This is a genomic window from Tepidibacillus fermentans, assembly GCF_004342885.1.
Taxonomy (GTDB): Bacteria; Bacillota; Bacilli; order Tepidibacillales; family Tepidibacillaceae; genus Tepidibacillus; species Tepidibacillus fermentans.
On record NZ_SMAB01000002.1, the window covers coordinates 194874 to 209757 of the forward strand.

The window sequence follows — 14884 nt, forward strand, 5'->3', positions numbered from 1 at the left end:
ATGATTATATGGAAACGTTTGGGTAGAGGAGAGATCAATTTGCGTTCTATTGTCATCAATGCAATGATTGTTACGGTTAATGCAGAAAATGAAGTGATTCATAATGGAAGTATGATCTTTGAAGAAGATACAATCACCTATATTGGTGAATCACCGGAAAATCTAGCATCATTTGATCAGGTGATTAATGCCCATGGAAAAATTGTCATGCCAGGACTGATTAATACACATACCCATGCTGCGATGTCTTTGCTTCGCGGTTATGGTGATGACCTTCCATTACAAGAATGGCTAGAACAAAAAATGTGGCCGATTGAAGGGAAGTTTCAAGAAGAACATATTCGTTTGGGAACAGAATTATCCGTGATCGAAATGTTAAAATCTGGTACTACAACATTTGCTGATATGTATAACCAAATGGATATTGTGGCAGACATTGTTCGCCAATCAGGTAGTCGTGCCAGCTTATCACGTGGGATGTTAGGGTTCGGTTCAAAAGAGATGCTCACTCAAAAATTAAAGGATACAGTCCGGTTTGCTAAACAATGGCATCTGCAAGCCGAAGGAAGAGTACGGGTCATGATTTCCCCACATTCCCCTTATACCTGTTCACCTGATTTCATTAAAGAAGCATTAGTCATTGCCAAAGAATTAGATTTACCGATTCATATTCATGTATCAGAAACGGAACGGGAAGTGAAACTAAATATGGATCGGTATAAAAAAAGACCGGTTGAACATTTATATCATTTAGGAGTGTTTGATCATCCTACTCTTATTGCTCACGCTGTGCATGTGAATCAAGAGGAAATTAACTTACTGGAGAAAATGGGTGTAAAAATTTCCTATAATCCGGGAAGTAATTTGAAACTAGGTAGTGGAATTGCGCCTGTGCCTGAAATGCTAAAAGTTGGAATTCGCGTTGCTCTAGGAACAGATAGTGCTGCAAGCAATAATAATCTAGATATGTTTGAAGAAATGCGTTTGGCTTCATTAATCCATAAAGGATATCACCAAGACCCCTTAGCGATTTCTGCAAAGATCGCCATTCAAATGGCCACTCGTTATGGCGCTGAGGCTCTGTTTATGGAGGATGAGATTGGTTCCTTAGAAGTAGGCAAGAAAGCAGACTTTATTATTCTAAATACGAATCAAGCGCATTTTCACCCAATGTATGATCCGATTTCTCACATTGTTTATTCCGCGTCTGGAAAAGATGTTCAAGATGTTTTTATTAATGGAAAACAAGTGGTCAAATATGGAGAGGTTCTTACTTTAGATGAACAACGAATCATTTTTGAAGTCGAACAGATTGTAAATCAATGGAGATAAGAAATCTGAATCAGAACTTATTTCTGAAAAAAGCCTGCGAGATGCAGGCTGGATGAAAATGGAAGTGTAATAGGTATAAAATTTTAATTGAATGGAAAATCTAACTTTGTAAAAATTTCTTATTCTAATGATTCGAATAAGTTATCTTTCATTCGAAAATCGGGAAGATCTTCTTCATCATCGTAATAACCTGTTGGACTCACATGTAACCAAGCTTTGATTTCATTAAAATGAATCAGTGGTAATGGTTCTAATTCTACCGGTGATTTTTGACCATTGGAGATGTTGTTCATTCCCATCACCTCCTTAGGTGTAATGTTATTATTGCCTGAAACTACTCAAATATGAAATCCTAATTTAGTACAGACTCACATTTATTTGTGAGTCTGTTTTTTCTATCCATTTTTGTTGTATAATGATTGAAGTAAATAATCAACTTAGAAAAAGGATGATCAAAGATATGGGGATTCAATTAATTGCAACAGTTAAAATTACAGCTACTCCTGACCTTTATAAAATTGTCGATATCTTAAATAAGAATTTAAAATATGATGATTTGATGTTTGGTTTAGCAAAAGACGAAGAAGATCCAAACTTAATGGTATTTAGCATTTATCGTACATAGGTTTAAAGGGTAGGAGCAAATGACCTAAAGGGGAAGAGTCATGAAAAGGTTTATATTGGTGAGTTCCAGTATCATTATTTTATTTTTGTTTATTTCTTTTCTCTTTTTATATAGTATCTGGGCGGAAAAAAATACAATTGAAAAACAAATGATTGATAAAGTGAAGGATCGCCTGCCTATGATAAACCAAATTGAACAGGTTGACTATTATGCAGGGGAAAAAGCTTATTATGTCATGTTCGCAAAAGATCGGTTTGGGGATCCGCTTTTCATTTGGACAAATGAAGAGGAATTACGTTACCGTTATCTGAATCATTACTTAACCAAAGAACAAATCAAGAAGCTTGTATCTCATTCCGAAAAAAATTTAACGGTAAAACGGATTACCACTGGGATTATCGATCAAGAACGTTTAATCTATGAAGTACTATATGAAGATCAAGGGGGAAGATTAGGTTATCTTTATTATGATCTTCAAAATGGAGGATTTATTAAAAAATATCGATTAGGGGTTACCACATCGTAACCCACTTAGGCTATGGTAAAAAATAACCATAGCCTTTTATATTGGAAGATTTACAAACATTTCCCTCCATCAATGTTCTATACTCTGTGATATACTCTAATATGTAATGTTATGATAGAAAGGAGTATATTAAAAGATGCAATTAAAAAATTGGCACCTAACAGTGATTGTTTTTATGATATCTTTGCTTGTCCTATTTGGTGGACGATTCATATATCAGAATTATCGTATCGAGCAACCTATTCAAGTTGCAATGAGTGAGATTAAGGGGGTTAAGCTGAACCAAATTCAATATGATCAGCAAAAAGTTGAGCTAACGATTGTTGTTCAAGATGTCGAAAATTTTGTAGACACCTATCACCAAATTGAAAATAAGATTCAACCAATGATTGGTAAAAGAGAATTACAACTTCATTTTGTAAATAATCAAGATCAAACTTTACTGCGTGCCTGGAATCAAGCTTACTTTAACATTGCTCAAGCAATGGACAAAAATGAATATAGCACCATTCCAATTGTATTAGAGAAGTTGAAGAAACAGTCTCGTCTCGACAAAGTGGGCTATGGAATAGATGAGAAGAACGTCTACGTTGATTTGCATGTAGGGAAAAAGTCACTTTATTTTATCCTTCCAAGAAGGGTTAATCAGGGGGTGAATAACGTTGGCTAAAGATGTATTTTTGGGTTTTATCCCTGCTTTAATTATATTTCTAGGTATAAGTGGTTATAATGTTGGACCATTTGTCTTTTTGTTTTTCATTGTACTAGCAGGTATATTTTTATTTTCTGATAAAAAGGGTAACATTCTTGGTCTACGACGAGATGGAAAAAGTCGTGCCCATGCAGTCGTTAAAACAAATGTAAAATTTGAAGATATCGGCGGGCAAGAACGAGCGAAAAATGAGCTAAAAGAAGCATTAGATTTTTTGATCTATCAAGATAAAATTGAACAATATGGCATTCGTCCTTTAAAAGGGATTTTACTATTTGGTCCACCAGGAACGGGTAAAACCTTAATGGCTAAGGCTGCAGCGGATTATACTGATTCTGTCTTTGTCGTTGCTTCCGGTAGTGAATTTGTTGAAATGTATGTTGGTGTAGGAGCACAACGGATCCGTGATCTTTTTGATGAAGCGAAAATGTTGGCTAAAAGAAACAAAAAAAATAGTGCGATCATCTTTATTGATGAAATTGATGTAATTGGTGGCAAGAGAGATGGGAATGGTCTAAAAGAATATGACCAGACATTAAACCAATTACTAACTGAAATGGATGGTATGAAAGCAAATGATCATCCACAAATCCTTGTGATTGCTGCAACGAACCGAAAAGATCTTCTTGATCCAGCTTTGCTTCGTCCTGGTCGATTTGATCGTCATATTATTGTAGATTTACCTGATAAAAATGCAAGAAAAAAAATCTTAGAAATTCATACGAAATCAAAGCCATTGGCTACGGATATTGATTTAAATCAGTTATCGATGGAAACATATGGTTTTTCTGGCGCTCAATTAGAAAGTGTGGCCAATGAGGCTGCCATCTATGCTTTACGAGAAAATAAGTTAGAGATTACTGCAAAACATTTTTCCAATGCAATTGATAAAGTTTTAATGGGAGAACAAACCGATCGTGAAGCATCTAAGGAAGAAAAAAGAAGGGTAGCGATTCACGAATTAGGCCATGCCATAGTTGCTGAAAAAGTAAAACCGGGTTCGGTCTCACAAGTTGCATTACGACCACGAGGGCAGGCGCTTGGTTATGTTCGTCATAACCCTTCTGATGAGCAATATTTACACACCCGTAAATCTATAGAACAACAAATCATGATTGCTTTAGGTGGGGCTGTAGCTGAAGAGATTTTTTATGGTACTAGAAGTACTGGATCAAAAAATGACTTTGACCAAGTCTTAAATCTAATTCAACATATGATTGAAACAGGTTTAACTTCTTTGGGAATCGTTAATACTAATTATGTTGCAAAAGATGAATTAGTCAAAGAAACAAATGAAATTTTAGATCTGTTATTAACGAAAACGAGAGTGTTGTTACAACATCATAAAACGGTGATAGAAGAAGCGCTCGATCAATTAGAAAAAGAGGAAGTCTTATCAGGAGAAGAGTTTAGGCAAATGATTGATAAAATCTCAAAAAATGAAAAAAGCCAAATCGTTTGATTTGGCTTTTTTTAAACTGTTTCATAAAAATCTAACAAATATATATAACACATAGAAGGCAGATTATGATACTATAATTTTTGTATGAAAAATCTAGTAAGGAGGAAAAAGTATGACCATTCGAAAAGTTGGGGTTATTGGTGCAGGTGTCATGGGTACTGGGATTACTCAGATGCTTGCAGAACATGGAATTGATGTGATCGTCATTGATAAAGAAAAGAGTATTTTGGAGGATTCCAAAGAAAATTTAATTGTTACTTTAGATAAATCGATTGAAAAATGGGGAATTACAGTAACTGAGAAAAAAGTGATTTTATCTAAAATTCACTATACACTGGATAAACAGTCTCTAACAGAAGTCGATTTAGTGATTGAAAGTATTGATGAAATACTTGAAGAGAAAAAAAATCTCTTTCAAGAGATTGATCAGATCTGTAAACCAGAAACAATCTTTGCAACCAATACTTCCACATTAAGTGTAACGGAATTAGCGAGTCAAACAGGAAGACCAGATAAATTTATCGGTTTAAACTTTACATACCCGGTTGTTAAACGTAAACTTGTTCAGATCATTCGTGGATTAAAAACTTCAGATTCTACATATCAAATTGCAAAAGAATTTATTGAGACAATGGGAAAAACTGGGATACAGGTTTTTGAATCGCCCGGTTATGTTACTGTTCGATTAATGATCCCTTTAATTAATGAGGCGATTAATATCGTAATGGAAGGAGTCGCTTCCGAAGAAGATGTAGATATTGCCATGAAACTTGGTTTTGGTTTTCCATATGGTCCATTAGAAATGGCGGATCGTATGGGATTAGACGCCGTGTTACGTGCTAGTGAAGCGATGTATAGAGAATATGGTGATGGTCGTTACCGTCCTGCCTTAGCATTAAAAAAATTAGTTCGAGCAGGGCATCTTGGAGAGAAAACAGGTCAAGGTTTCTTTAAATACGAAAATGGTGAACGCATTAAGTAAAGGAGAGGTTAATAAATGAAAATTTTTGTTTTGAATTGCGGGAGCTCATCGTTAAAATACCAGCTTTTTGATATGAAGGATGAATCTGTGATTGCCTCAGGAAAAGTAGAACGAATCGGTATGGAAGATGCCATTTTAACCCATGAACCTACTGGAAAAGAAGACGTGAAATTAGTTACTGAGATTCTTGACCATACTACAGCCATTGAAAAAGTTTTCAACTATCTTGTTGATCCGAAATATGGAGTTATCTCTGACATCAATGAGATTGAAGCAGTTGGCCATCGCGTCGTTCACGGTGGAGAGGTTTTTTCTGATTCTGTCAAAGTAGATGCTCAAGTAAAAGCGGCGATAAAAGGAACATTTGATTTGGCGCCTTTACATAATCCAGCTAACTTGGTTGGGATCGAAGCCGTTGAAACAGTACTACCTGGTGTTCCCAATGTTGCTGTTTTTGATACCGCTTTTCATCAAACAATGCCTAAAAAAGCATATATGTATGCATTACCTCGAATCTTATACAAAAAGCATAAAATTAGAAGATACGGATTTCATGGAACTTCACATAAATATGTAAGCCAAAAAGCAGCCGAGTTTTTAAGTAAGTCGATCGAAGATTTAAAAATCGTATCATGTCATATTGGAAATGGGGCGAGTATAGCAGCAATCGACAAAGGAAAATCCGTGGATACCAGTATGGGAATGACCCCGTTAGAAGGGCTAATGATGGGAACACGTAGTGGTGATATCGATCCGGCAATTATTCCCTTTGTCATGGAGAAAGAAGGTTTAACCTTAAATGAAGTGAATTCAATGTTAAATAAACATAGTGGTTTGCTCGGAGTTTCTGGCATTGGAAGCGATATGAGAGATATTGAAGAAAATATGGATTCTAATGAAAATGCGAAACTTGCTTTTGAAATGTATGAGTATCGAATTCGCAAATACATCGGAGCATATGCTGCTGCAATGAACGGAATTGATGTACTGATTTTCACTGCTGGAGTAGGTGAGAACTCGAATATTTTAAGAAAAGCGATTACGGATCATCTAAGCTATTTGGGAATTGAGATTGATGAGGAGATCAATAATACTAGATCAAAACAAGTTAGAAGAATCAGTACACCCAATTCCAAAGTAGAAGTATTAGTTGTTCCAACTAATGAAGAGTTAATGATTGCCAGAGATACCTTAAGAATAGTAAAATCAAGTAAATAAATATAATTATATTTGTATAATCTTGATTTTGGGGAGGTAATGTCTGTGCAATTAGCAAAAAGGGTTTCAGAGTTAACCCCTTCTTCCACTTTAGCAATTACGGCTAAAGCAAAGGAATTGCGGAGTAAAGGAATTGATGTTGTAGGGTTGGGTGCAGGTGAACCGGATTTTAATACACCGGATCACATTATCGAGGCAGCAACGCAGGCGATGAAAAAAGGATTTACGAAGTATACTCCTGCTTCCGGTATTCCTGAACTTAAACAAGCAATTGTTGACAAATTTAAACGAGATAATGGATTACATTATGAAATGAACCAGGTAATGGTTACGTTAGGAGCAAAACATGCGTTATATAATTTCTTTCAAGCAGTATGTAATCCCGGAGACGAGGTTATTATTCCAATACCTTATTGGGTAAGTTATCCCGAACAGGTAAAATTAGCAGAAGCTGTTCCAGTCTTTGTGGAAGGAAATAAAGATAACCAATATAAAATTACAGCAGAACAATTAGAAAAGGCGATTACGAAGCGAACCAAAGCATTCATCCTCAATTCACCAAGTAATCCAACTGGAACCGTTTATACAAAAGAAGAGCTATCTGAAATTGCTGAAGTATGTAAAAAGTATGACCTCTATGTGGTATCGGACGAAATATATGAAAAACTGATATATGATGGGGTCGAGCATGTCAGTATTGCCAGCCTTAGTGAAGATGCTTATCAGCGAACTGTAATTGTTAACGGTGTTTCTAAACCTTATTCGATGACCGGTTGGAGGATTGGCTACATTGCGGGAAACAAGGAACTGATTAAAGTCATGACCGATTTGGCTAGTCACAGTACATCCAATCCAGTTTCTTTTGCTCAATATGGTGCATTAGAAGCAATAAACGGCCCTCAAGATGAACTAGAAAAAATGAGAGAAACCTTTGAACAACGACGAAACATTCTTTTAAATTTGATTGATGAAATTCCAGGATTAAAAGCAATTCGGCCTCAAGGAGCATTTTATGTTTTTATCGATGTTTCAGAAGTTCTAACAACGAAAAGTAGACAATTTAAAGATGCTGACGAATGGGCGAAAGCTTTATTGGAAGAAGCAAAAGTAGCTGTGATTCCTGGGTCGGGCTTTGGAGCACCTAATCATATTAGAGTTTCCTATGCTACTTCAATCGAGCAGTTGCAAGAAGGAATGAGACGAATTAAGGAATTTATTCATTCTTTAAATGCGTAAAATTGATTTTTCCTAGTAATAAATAGTATAATTGATGGGCTAACTTATCGTTGAAAATCGGAGGGAATCAGCTTTGCTTGTTACCATTCGAAATATAGCACAATATGTAAATCAAGAAGTAAAACTAGGAGTTTGGTTATATAATAAACGTTCTAGTGGTAAGATCCAATTTCTTCAACTGCGTGATGGGACCAGTTTTATTCAGGGAGTTGTCGTAAAAAATGAAGTCCCAGAACAAGTTTGGAATGATAGTAAATCATTAACCCAAGAAAGTTCTTTTTATGTTACAGGCATTGTTAGAGAAGACCAACGTTCAAAACTTGGTTACGAACTAGCGATTACGAATATTGAAATCATTCAAATTGCGGAGGATTATCCTATTACAAAGAAAGAACATGGAACAGACTTTTTAATGGACCATCGTCATCTTTGGATGAGAACTCCTCGTCAAAATGCAATCTTACGTATTCGAAGCGAAATTATCCGTGCGATTCAAGAATTTTTAAATGAAAAAGGTTTTACATTAGTGGATCCACCGATCTTGACCCCAACTTCTGCAGAAGGAACCACTAACCTTTTCCATACGAAATATTTTGACGAAGATGCGTATTTGTCTCAGAGTGGTCAATTATATATGGAAGCGGCAGCTATGGCATTAGGCCGTGTTTATTCATTTGGACCTACATTCCGTGCGGAAAAGTCAAAAACTAGACGACATTTGATTGAATTTTGGATGATTGAACCAGAAATGGCCTTTGTTGAACACGAGGAAAACTTACAAATCCAAGAGGAGTTTGTCTCACACGTAATTCAATCTGTCGTTACGAACTGCCGATATGAATTAGAAACACTTGGTCGTGACATTTCCAAGTTAGAAAAGGTTCAAGCTCCATTCCCACGTATTACATATGACGAAGCAATTAAGCTGTTGCAGGAACAAGGGCATGAGATTCAGTGGGGTGATGATTTTGGAGCACCACATGAGACAGCAATTGCAGAAAGCTTTGACCGACCTGTTTTCATTACCCATTACCCGACAGAATTAAAAGCATTCTATATGAAGCCAGATCCAAATCGTCCTGATGTTGTGTTATGTGCAGATTTAATTGCTCCAGAAGGATACGGCGAGATCATTGGTGGAAGTCAACGGATTGACGATCCTAAGTTATTAGAACAACGGTTCAAAGAGCATCATTTATCGCCGGAGGCTTATAAATGGTATCTCGATATTAGAAAATATGGTAGTGTGCCACATAGTGGCTTTGGTTTAGGACTCGAGCGAACTGTGGCTTGGATCTGTGGATTAGATCATGTTCGTGAAACGATTCCATTCCCTCGACTCTTGAATCGACTCTACCCATAAAAAATACTCATACTTTCTTTACAATTAAAAAGAGCACCCAATTGGTGCTCTTTTTAAGTAAATGAGGTGTAACCATTGCAAAATGAAAATCAATTTTTTCTCGAGTTACTTGAAGAAGGTTCAACGACAATTTCTAACCTATTACTTTCTCATTATAAAGAGCTAGGGCTATCTGACCAAGAAATGATGCTCATTATCCACTTGCTTTATTATCAAGGGAAAGGTAATTCGTTTCCTGCTGTCACAGAATTAGAACGGCGAATGACATTAAATACTGAAGAGATGATGCGCCTCTTACAAAGATTAGTCCGTCAAAATTATATTCGTATTGATGAAAAAAAGGATGAAGTAACTGGAATATTATCTGAAGTCTATAATCTAACTCCGCTTTATCAAAAATTGATACATTTGATGATTCATCAGTATCAAAAACAACAAATAGAAATAAGACAACAAGAAAAAAAAGAAGAGGTAATCAACATTTTTCAAACCTTTGAACAAGAATTTGGCCGACCGTTATCCCCTATGGAAATTGAAATGATTAATACATGGATCGATCAAGATCATTATTCGATTGAACTTATCCATTATGCATTAAAAGAAGCTGTATTCTCTAATAAACTTAGTTTTCGTTACATTGATAAGATTCTATTTGAATGGCAAAGAAAAAATTTAAAAACAGTTGACCAGATTAAATTACATCTCAAAAAATTTCGTGAAAAACAACCAACAATTAAGAACCAACCCTTTGAGGAGAAGAAAGAGTATCCTGAATTTGAATTTTATAATTGGTTAGAAAATGATGAATCTTAATCGAATACAAAATCTAATCCTTCCCTGATCCCAGTAATGAACAAAGCTTGTTTTGTATCGCCTGTTTGAATATCAAATTCATGAAGAATTCCCAGACTATGGATCTCCTGATTTTCTCTTAATAATTGAACCTGTTCTCCATAAAAAACAAGTGAAATTAACCCTATGGGTTCTGGCCATTCTAGATGAAGAAAAAGTTCCTCCACGTCTTTTTCATTCTTTCTTAACTCCCATAAGGTTGGTAAGTTCAAACTTAACATCTCGCTTTTCTTTGGAAAAACATTTTCAAAAATTTTTGATAATGAGTGGTCCGCAACAAAAAGAATATTGGATTGTACAAAAGCAATGTAAGGTTTTATCATATTTTTCATTTGATCTAAACAGTCTCCTTAAATACGAGATTATGTAGATCATTGTAACAAAAAAAGGGCCCTTCTAGAAGGCCCACTTTTTATCTCACAATCTTCACATCGCCGATCACTTCTACGCCCTTTAGAGTATCGGAAACCGGACATTTCTCTTCTACCATTTGCATCAATTTTTTAATTTTATCTTCGGGAGAATTTGATACCAACTCTACTTGGTAACGGATCTGAGTAAATCCCTTCCTTACATCTTTGTTTAATCCTAAAAAACCATCTGGATCTAAATCACCAGTCACATGTACCTTACAATCCTCAATCTCAACATGAGCTGCTTTGCTAAATGCTGCAATCGTGATTGATAGACATCCCCCTAGTGCTGACAATAACATTTCTACGGGGTTCATCGCTTTGTTTGTTCCACCAAGTTGTTCAGGTTCATCCATTTGAACGGTAAACCCTCTTGCATTTGCCTCCACAAATAATCCTTCTTTTAATGAAACAGTTGCTTTGAATTCTTGAATTGCCATTTATTTCTCCTCCAATTACATCTTAGTTTTTACTTTCAAGTCAAATTATATGCTTGAGTTTATATTATACAGAGATTGAAGTACATTTATTCAAAAGTTGTTTAATAAATTAAGCTTTTTATGACAAAATTATCCAAAAAAATGTATTAGCAATAATAATTATAAAAAAATATACAATAACTAGAATTTAGTGTATAATAATTTTGGAAAAGTTCAAAACAATTAAAAGAGGGGGAAAATGATGAAGAAGAGTTATGTTTTACTAGCGATCGTACTTTTGTTATCCCTAAGCTTGGTTGGATGTGGGGGTGGAAAAGCCAGTCAATTAATCATTGCAACTGGAGGCACTGGTGGAACATATTATCCTCTTGGTGGAGGAATTGCCCAAATTATTAAAGATAATACAAAAATGGATGCAACTGCTCAAGTTACAGGAGCATCTGTTGAAAATATGCGTTTACTAAGTAAAGGCGATGTAGATTTAGCTTTTACTCAATCCGATATTGCTGATTATGCAAGTAAGGGTACAGAAATGTTTAAAGATACTCCGGTAAAAAATTTAAAAGCTATTTCTTCCTTATATAATGAAACCGTTCAAATTGTAACAACTGTAAATAGTGGGATTAATTCTGTTGCCGATCTTAAAGGGAAACGTGTTTCTGTTGGAGCTGCTGGTAGTGGAGTAGAGGCAAACGCAAAACAAATCCTTGAAGTCTATGGGTTAAAGTTTGAAGATTTAAAAGCAGAGCATTTATCATTCGGTGATTCTTCTCAAAGAATTCAAGACGGACAACTGGATGCAGCTTTTATTACTGCTGGTGCACCTACAGCAGCTGTCAACGAATTATCTGCAACCACTAAATTTAAAATTCTTTCTCTAGATCAGGATAAAATTAAAGAATTAATAACGAAATACCCATACTATGTTGAAGATGTAATTCCGGCAAAAACATATGCTGGTCAAGATCAAGATGTAAAAACTGTTGCCGTAAAATCCATTCTTGTTGCTAGAGGAGATTTATCAGAAGATCAAGTCTATGATATAACAAAGTCCCTTTTTGAGCACCTAGACAAACTAGTCGCGATAAATAAAAAAGCCGAGTCGATAAAATTAGAAACAGCATTAGATGGGATAAATTTAGAAATTCACCCAGGTGCTGCGAAATACTATAAAGAAAAGGAAATTTTAAAGTAATGTTTAAATATAAACAACCGAGGCGGCTTTTTTCCCCTCGGTTTTTTTTAAGGACTATATGGAAATCCTCGATTGTGATAATTCTCATCATGCTGTTACTTTATAATCTTCCTTTAGTACCTATGTTAACACTTATCGAAGGAGATTCGGGAAAAATATTACTCCGTATCCCCGTTAATGGAAATGATCACTTTTCTATTGAATATATCCATTCCATTCATAAAACACCTGTTATTGACACTTTTTATATTGACTCCAATCAAAATATTGTAGTAGATCAAACCACTTTTGACACTTATGGTGTTGGCATGCCATCAGACGTAGAAAAAGGTGAAACATTTACCATTAAAAATGGGAAATTCGTATTGAATCATCTCAATCGAGTTCTTCCATATTTTGATATGAGGGTTGGCCAAGTGATTGCAAACCATCAATTCATTGTACACCAGAGAAAAATACCATTAGCAAAGTTAACTAGACCTGGGAATTGGGTCCGATTTAAAGTGCAAAAATTAAGCTTATTGCAACTGATGAAGGGAGGTAGTTAAAATGAGTCAAGATATTAAACATTTAACTGAAAAAGAGATGCATCAGTTATTAAGTAAATACGATAGAGAGTCAAATTTTTATAAATATACAGGATTTATGAAATGGTTGGTGACCATTTTGGCAGCTGGCTTTTCACTTTTTCAGATTTACGCTGCACTTTTTGGTAATATCCCACTTCAATTATTAGTTCCTGTACATTTAGGTTTCGGTTTAACATTGATCTATATTTTGTTTCCTACAAAAAAATATGTTAAAAAAAGCAATTTGTTTACAATAATTCTTGATTTTTTATTACCTATATTAAGTGCAGGGGTTGGTTTTTATTGGGTTTTTGAGTATAAAGATTTAATTATAAGAGCTGGGAATTATAACCAATTGGATTTTGTTATGGGGTTGATCGCTATACTTCTAGTAGTAGAAGCTTCTAGAAGAGTAGTTGGAATTCCAATTACAGTGATTGCTTTATTTTTCTTGATTTATGCTAAATTTGGCAATTATTTTCCATCGTTTTTAAGTTTTCGGGGGCTATCTTATGAACGTATCGTGTCACATATGTATTATACTTTAGACGGTATTCTTGGAACTCCTTTACAAGTGTCGGCAAAGTTTATCTTCTTATTTTTGTTGTTCGGAGCATTTTTAGAAAAAACAGGAGTAGGTCAGTATTTCAATGATCTAGCATTATTGATTGCTGGAAAACGTGTAGGTGGTCCTGCAAAAGTAGCTGTATTTTCAAGTGCATTACAGGGGACTATTAGTGGAAGTTCAGTTGCCAACGTAGTTACTTCTGGATCATTTACCATTCCAATGATGAGAAAATTGGGGTATCGTAAAGAGTTTGCTGGAGCAGTAGAAGCAGCAGCTTCTACTGGTGGACAAATTATGCCACCTATTATGGGAGCTGCAGCCTTTTTGATGGCTGAATTTATTGGGATGTCTTATTGGGATATTGCAAAAGCGGCTGCAGTACCTGCAATTCTATATTTCACAGGGATCTGGATTATGGTTCACTTTGAAGCAAAAAGAACGGGGCTACGGGGTTTAACTGATGAAGAGTTGCCTGATAAAAAAGAAATTTTAAAGAAACTATATTTACTAATTCCTTTATTTGTTATTATTGGACTTCTCATGAGTGGAAAGTCTGCAACCTTTTCTGCAATTAGTGGGATATTGAGTACAATTATTGTTGGAATAATCGGTATGTTGCTAGGACATAACGAAATGAAATTAAAAGATATATTTTTTGCTTTGGAAGATGGAGCAAAAGCATCATTAGGAGTTATTGCGGCTACTGCCGCTGCAGGGATTATAGTAGGTACTGTTACACTAACTGGATTAGGGTTAAAATTCGCCAATGGATTAATTGAATTTTCGGGTGGATTACTTATTCCAACTCTCTTTTTAACGATGATTTCATCAATTATATTAGGAATGGGTTCTCCAACAACAGCGAATTATATTATCACTTCAACAATCGCTGCACCAGCGATTATACAATTAGGAGTTCCAGCACTTGCAGCTCATATGTTCACATTCTATTTTGGAATTGTGGCCGATATCACCCCACCAGTTGCGCTTGCAGCTTTTGCGGCATCAGGAATAGCTGGAGGTAAACCGATTCGAACGGGTGCAGAAGCAACAAGATTAGCGATTGCAGCATTTATTATTCCATATATTTTTGTGTTATCTCCTCAATTACTACTTGTTAATACAACGATATTAAAAACATTGTGGATTATCACTACAGCATTCGTTGGTATGTTGGGAATAAGTGCAGGATTAATGGGATACTGGTTCAGACCAATGTATTGGATTGAAAGAGTATTAGCAATACCTGCAGGGCTTATGCTCATCGTTCCAGGATTATGGACCGATTCGGTTGGATTAGGTATCTTAGTGTTACTATTTATCATTCAATTCACAACGAGAAAAAAAATGAAAAAAATTGCAAATGCTGAAGTCAAATAAATAAATGAAAT

General features: G+C 35.3%; 16 protein-coding genes. 13 read left to right on the forward strand and 3 right to left on the reverse strand.

Annotated features, from left to right (window positions below; all coding sequences use genetic code 11):
- Entirely contained in the window at positions 1 to 1332 is a 1332-nt protein-coding gene (locus EDD72_RS02365; protein WP_132767027.1) for an amidohydrolase, read from the forward strand.
- 119 nt (positions 1333 to 1451) lie between these two features.
- Here EDD72_RS02365 and EDD72_RS12460 read toward each other — a convergent pair whose 3' ends face one another.
- Positions 1452 to 1625, reverse strand: a complete 174-nt coding sequence (locus tag EDD72_RS12460; protein WP_165894936.1) for a hypothetical protein — start codon at positions 1623 to 1625, stop codon at positions 1452 to 1454.
- A 122-nt stretch (positions 1626 to 1747) separates the two neighbouring features.
- Between EDD72_RS12460 and EDD72_RS02370 the strand changes: the two genes are divergently transcribed.
- The 9 genes from EDD72_RS02370 (at position 1748) to EDD72_RS02410 (ending at position 10269) form a co-directional block, all read left to right on the forward strand.
- A complete protein-coding gene (locus EDD72_RS02370; protein ID WP_243643754.1) occupies positions 1748 to 1957 on the forward strand; it encodes a YpmA family protein in 210 nt (69 codons plus the stop codon).
- Positions 1958 to 1997: 40 nt separating this feature from the next.
- Complete coding sequence (locus EDD72_RS02375; protein ID WP_132767029.1) at positions 1998 to 2483, forward strand: hypothetical protein; 486 nt, start codon at positions 1998 to 2000, stop codon at positions 2481 to 2483.
- Between the two features lie 136 nt (positions 2484 to 2619).
- Complete coding sequence (locus tag EDD72_RS02380) at positions 2620 to 3153, forward strand: hypothetical protein (protein ID WP_132767030.1); 534 nt, start codon at positions 2620 to 2622, stop codon at positions 3151 to 3153.
- Entirely contained in the window at positions 3146 to 4657 is a 1512-nt protein-coding gene (locus EDD72_RS02385; RefSeq protein ID WP_132767031.1) for an AAA family ATPase, read from the forward strand. The genes EDD72_RS02380 and EDD72_RS02385 overlap by 8 nt, the downstream gene beginning before the upstream one ends.
- 112 nt (positions 4658 to 4769) lie before the next feature.
- The gene (locus EDD72_RS02390; protein ID WP_132767032.1) at positions 4770 to 5639 is read left to right on the forward strand and encodes a 3-hydroxyacyl-CoA dehydrogenase family protein; all 870 of its coding nucleotides are present in this window, start codon (positions 4770 to 4772) and stop codon (positions 5637 to 5639) included.
- A gap of 15 nt (positions 5640 to 5654) precedes the next feature.
- Positions 5655 to 6857 (forward strand): acetate/propionate family kinase, encoded by a 1203-nt coding sequence (locus EDD72_RS02395; RefSeq protein WP_132767033.1) that lies wholly within the window; start codon positions 5655 to 5657, stop codon positions 6855 to 6857.
- 45 nt (positions 6858 to 6902) lie between these two features.
- A complete protein-coding gene (locus EDD72_RS02400; protein ID WP_132767034.1) occupies positions 6903 to 8093 on the forward strand; it encodes a pyridoxal phosphate-dependent aminotransferase in 1191 nt (396 codons plus the stop codon).
- A 73-nt stretch (positions 8094 to 8166) separates the two neighbouring features.
- On the forward strand, positions 8167 to 9456 hold the full coding sequence (gene asnS, locus EDD72_RS02405; RefSeq protein WP_132767035.1) for an asparagine--tRNA ligase: 1290 nt from the start codon (positions 8167 to 8169) through the stop codon (positions 9454 to 9456).
- Positions 9457 to 9531: 75 nt separating this feature from the next.
- On the forward strand, positions 9532 to 10269 hold the full coding sequence (locus EDD72_RS02410) for a DnaD domain-containing protein (protein WP_132767036.1): 738 nt from the start codon (positions 9532 to 9534) through the stop codon (positions 10267 to 10269).
- Here EDD72_RS02410 and EDD72_RS02415 read toward each other — a convergent pair.
- Positions 10266 to 10529, reverse strand: coding sequence for a hypothetical protein (locus tag EDD72_RS02415; RefSeq protein WP_165894937.1), 264 nt, complete (start codon positions 10527 to 10529; stop codon positions 10266 to 10268). The two genes, EDD72_RS02410 and EDD72_RS02415, sit on opposite strands and share 4 nt — an antisense overlap.
- A 191-nt stretch (positions 10530 to 10720) precedes the next feature.
- Positions 10721 to 11161: an OsmC family protein gene (locus EDD72_RS02420; RefSeq protein WP_132767038.1), complete on the reverse strand. Its 441-nt coding sequence runs from the start codon at positions 11159 to 11161 to the stop codon at positions 10721 to 10723.
- Between the two features lie 241 nt (positions 11162 to 11402).
- On the opposite strand from EDD72_RS02420, the gene EDD72_RS02425 reads away from it, so the two are divergent.
- The 3 genes from EDD72_RS02425 (at position 11403) to EDD72_RS02435 (ending at position 14873) form a co-directional block, all read left to right on the forward strand.
- Entirely contained in the window at positions 11403 to 12356 is a 954-nt protein-coding gene (locus EDD72_RS02425) for a TAXI family TRAP transporter solute-binding subunit (RefSeq protein ID WP_132767039.1), read from the forward strand.
- Between the two features lie 74 nt (positions 12357 to 12430).
- A complete protein-coding gene (locus tag EDD72_RS02430; RefSeq protein WP_207893618.1) occupies positions 12431 to 12904 on the forward strand; it encodes a DUF1850 domain-containing protein in 474 nt (157 codons plus the stop codon).
- 1 nt (position 12905) lies between these two features.
- Positions 12906 to 14873 carry a TRAP transporter permease gene (locus EDD72_RS02435; RefSeq protein ID WP_132767041.1) on the forward strand — a complete coding sequence of 656 codons (1968 nt, stop codon included), beginning with the start codon at positions 12906 to 12908 and terminating at the stop codon, positions 14871 to 14873.
- Positions 14874 to 14884 lie beyond the last annotated feature (11 nt).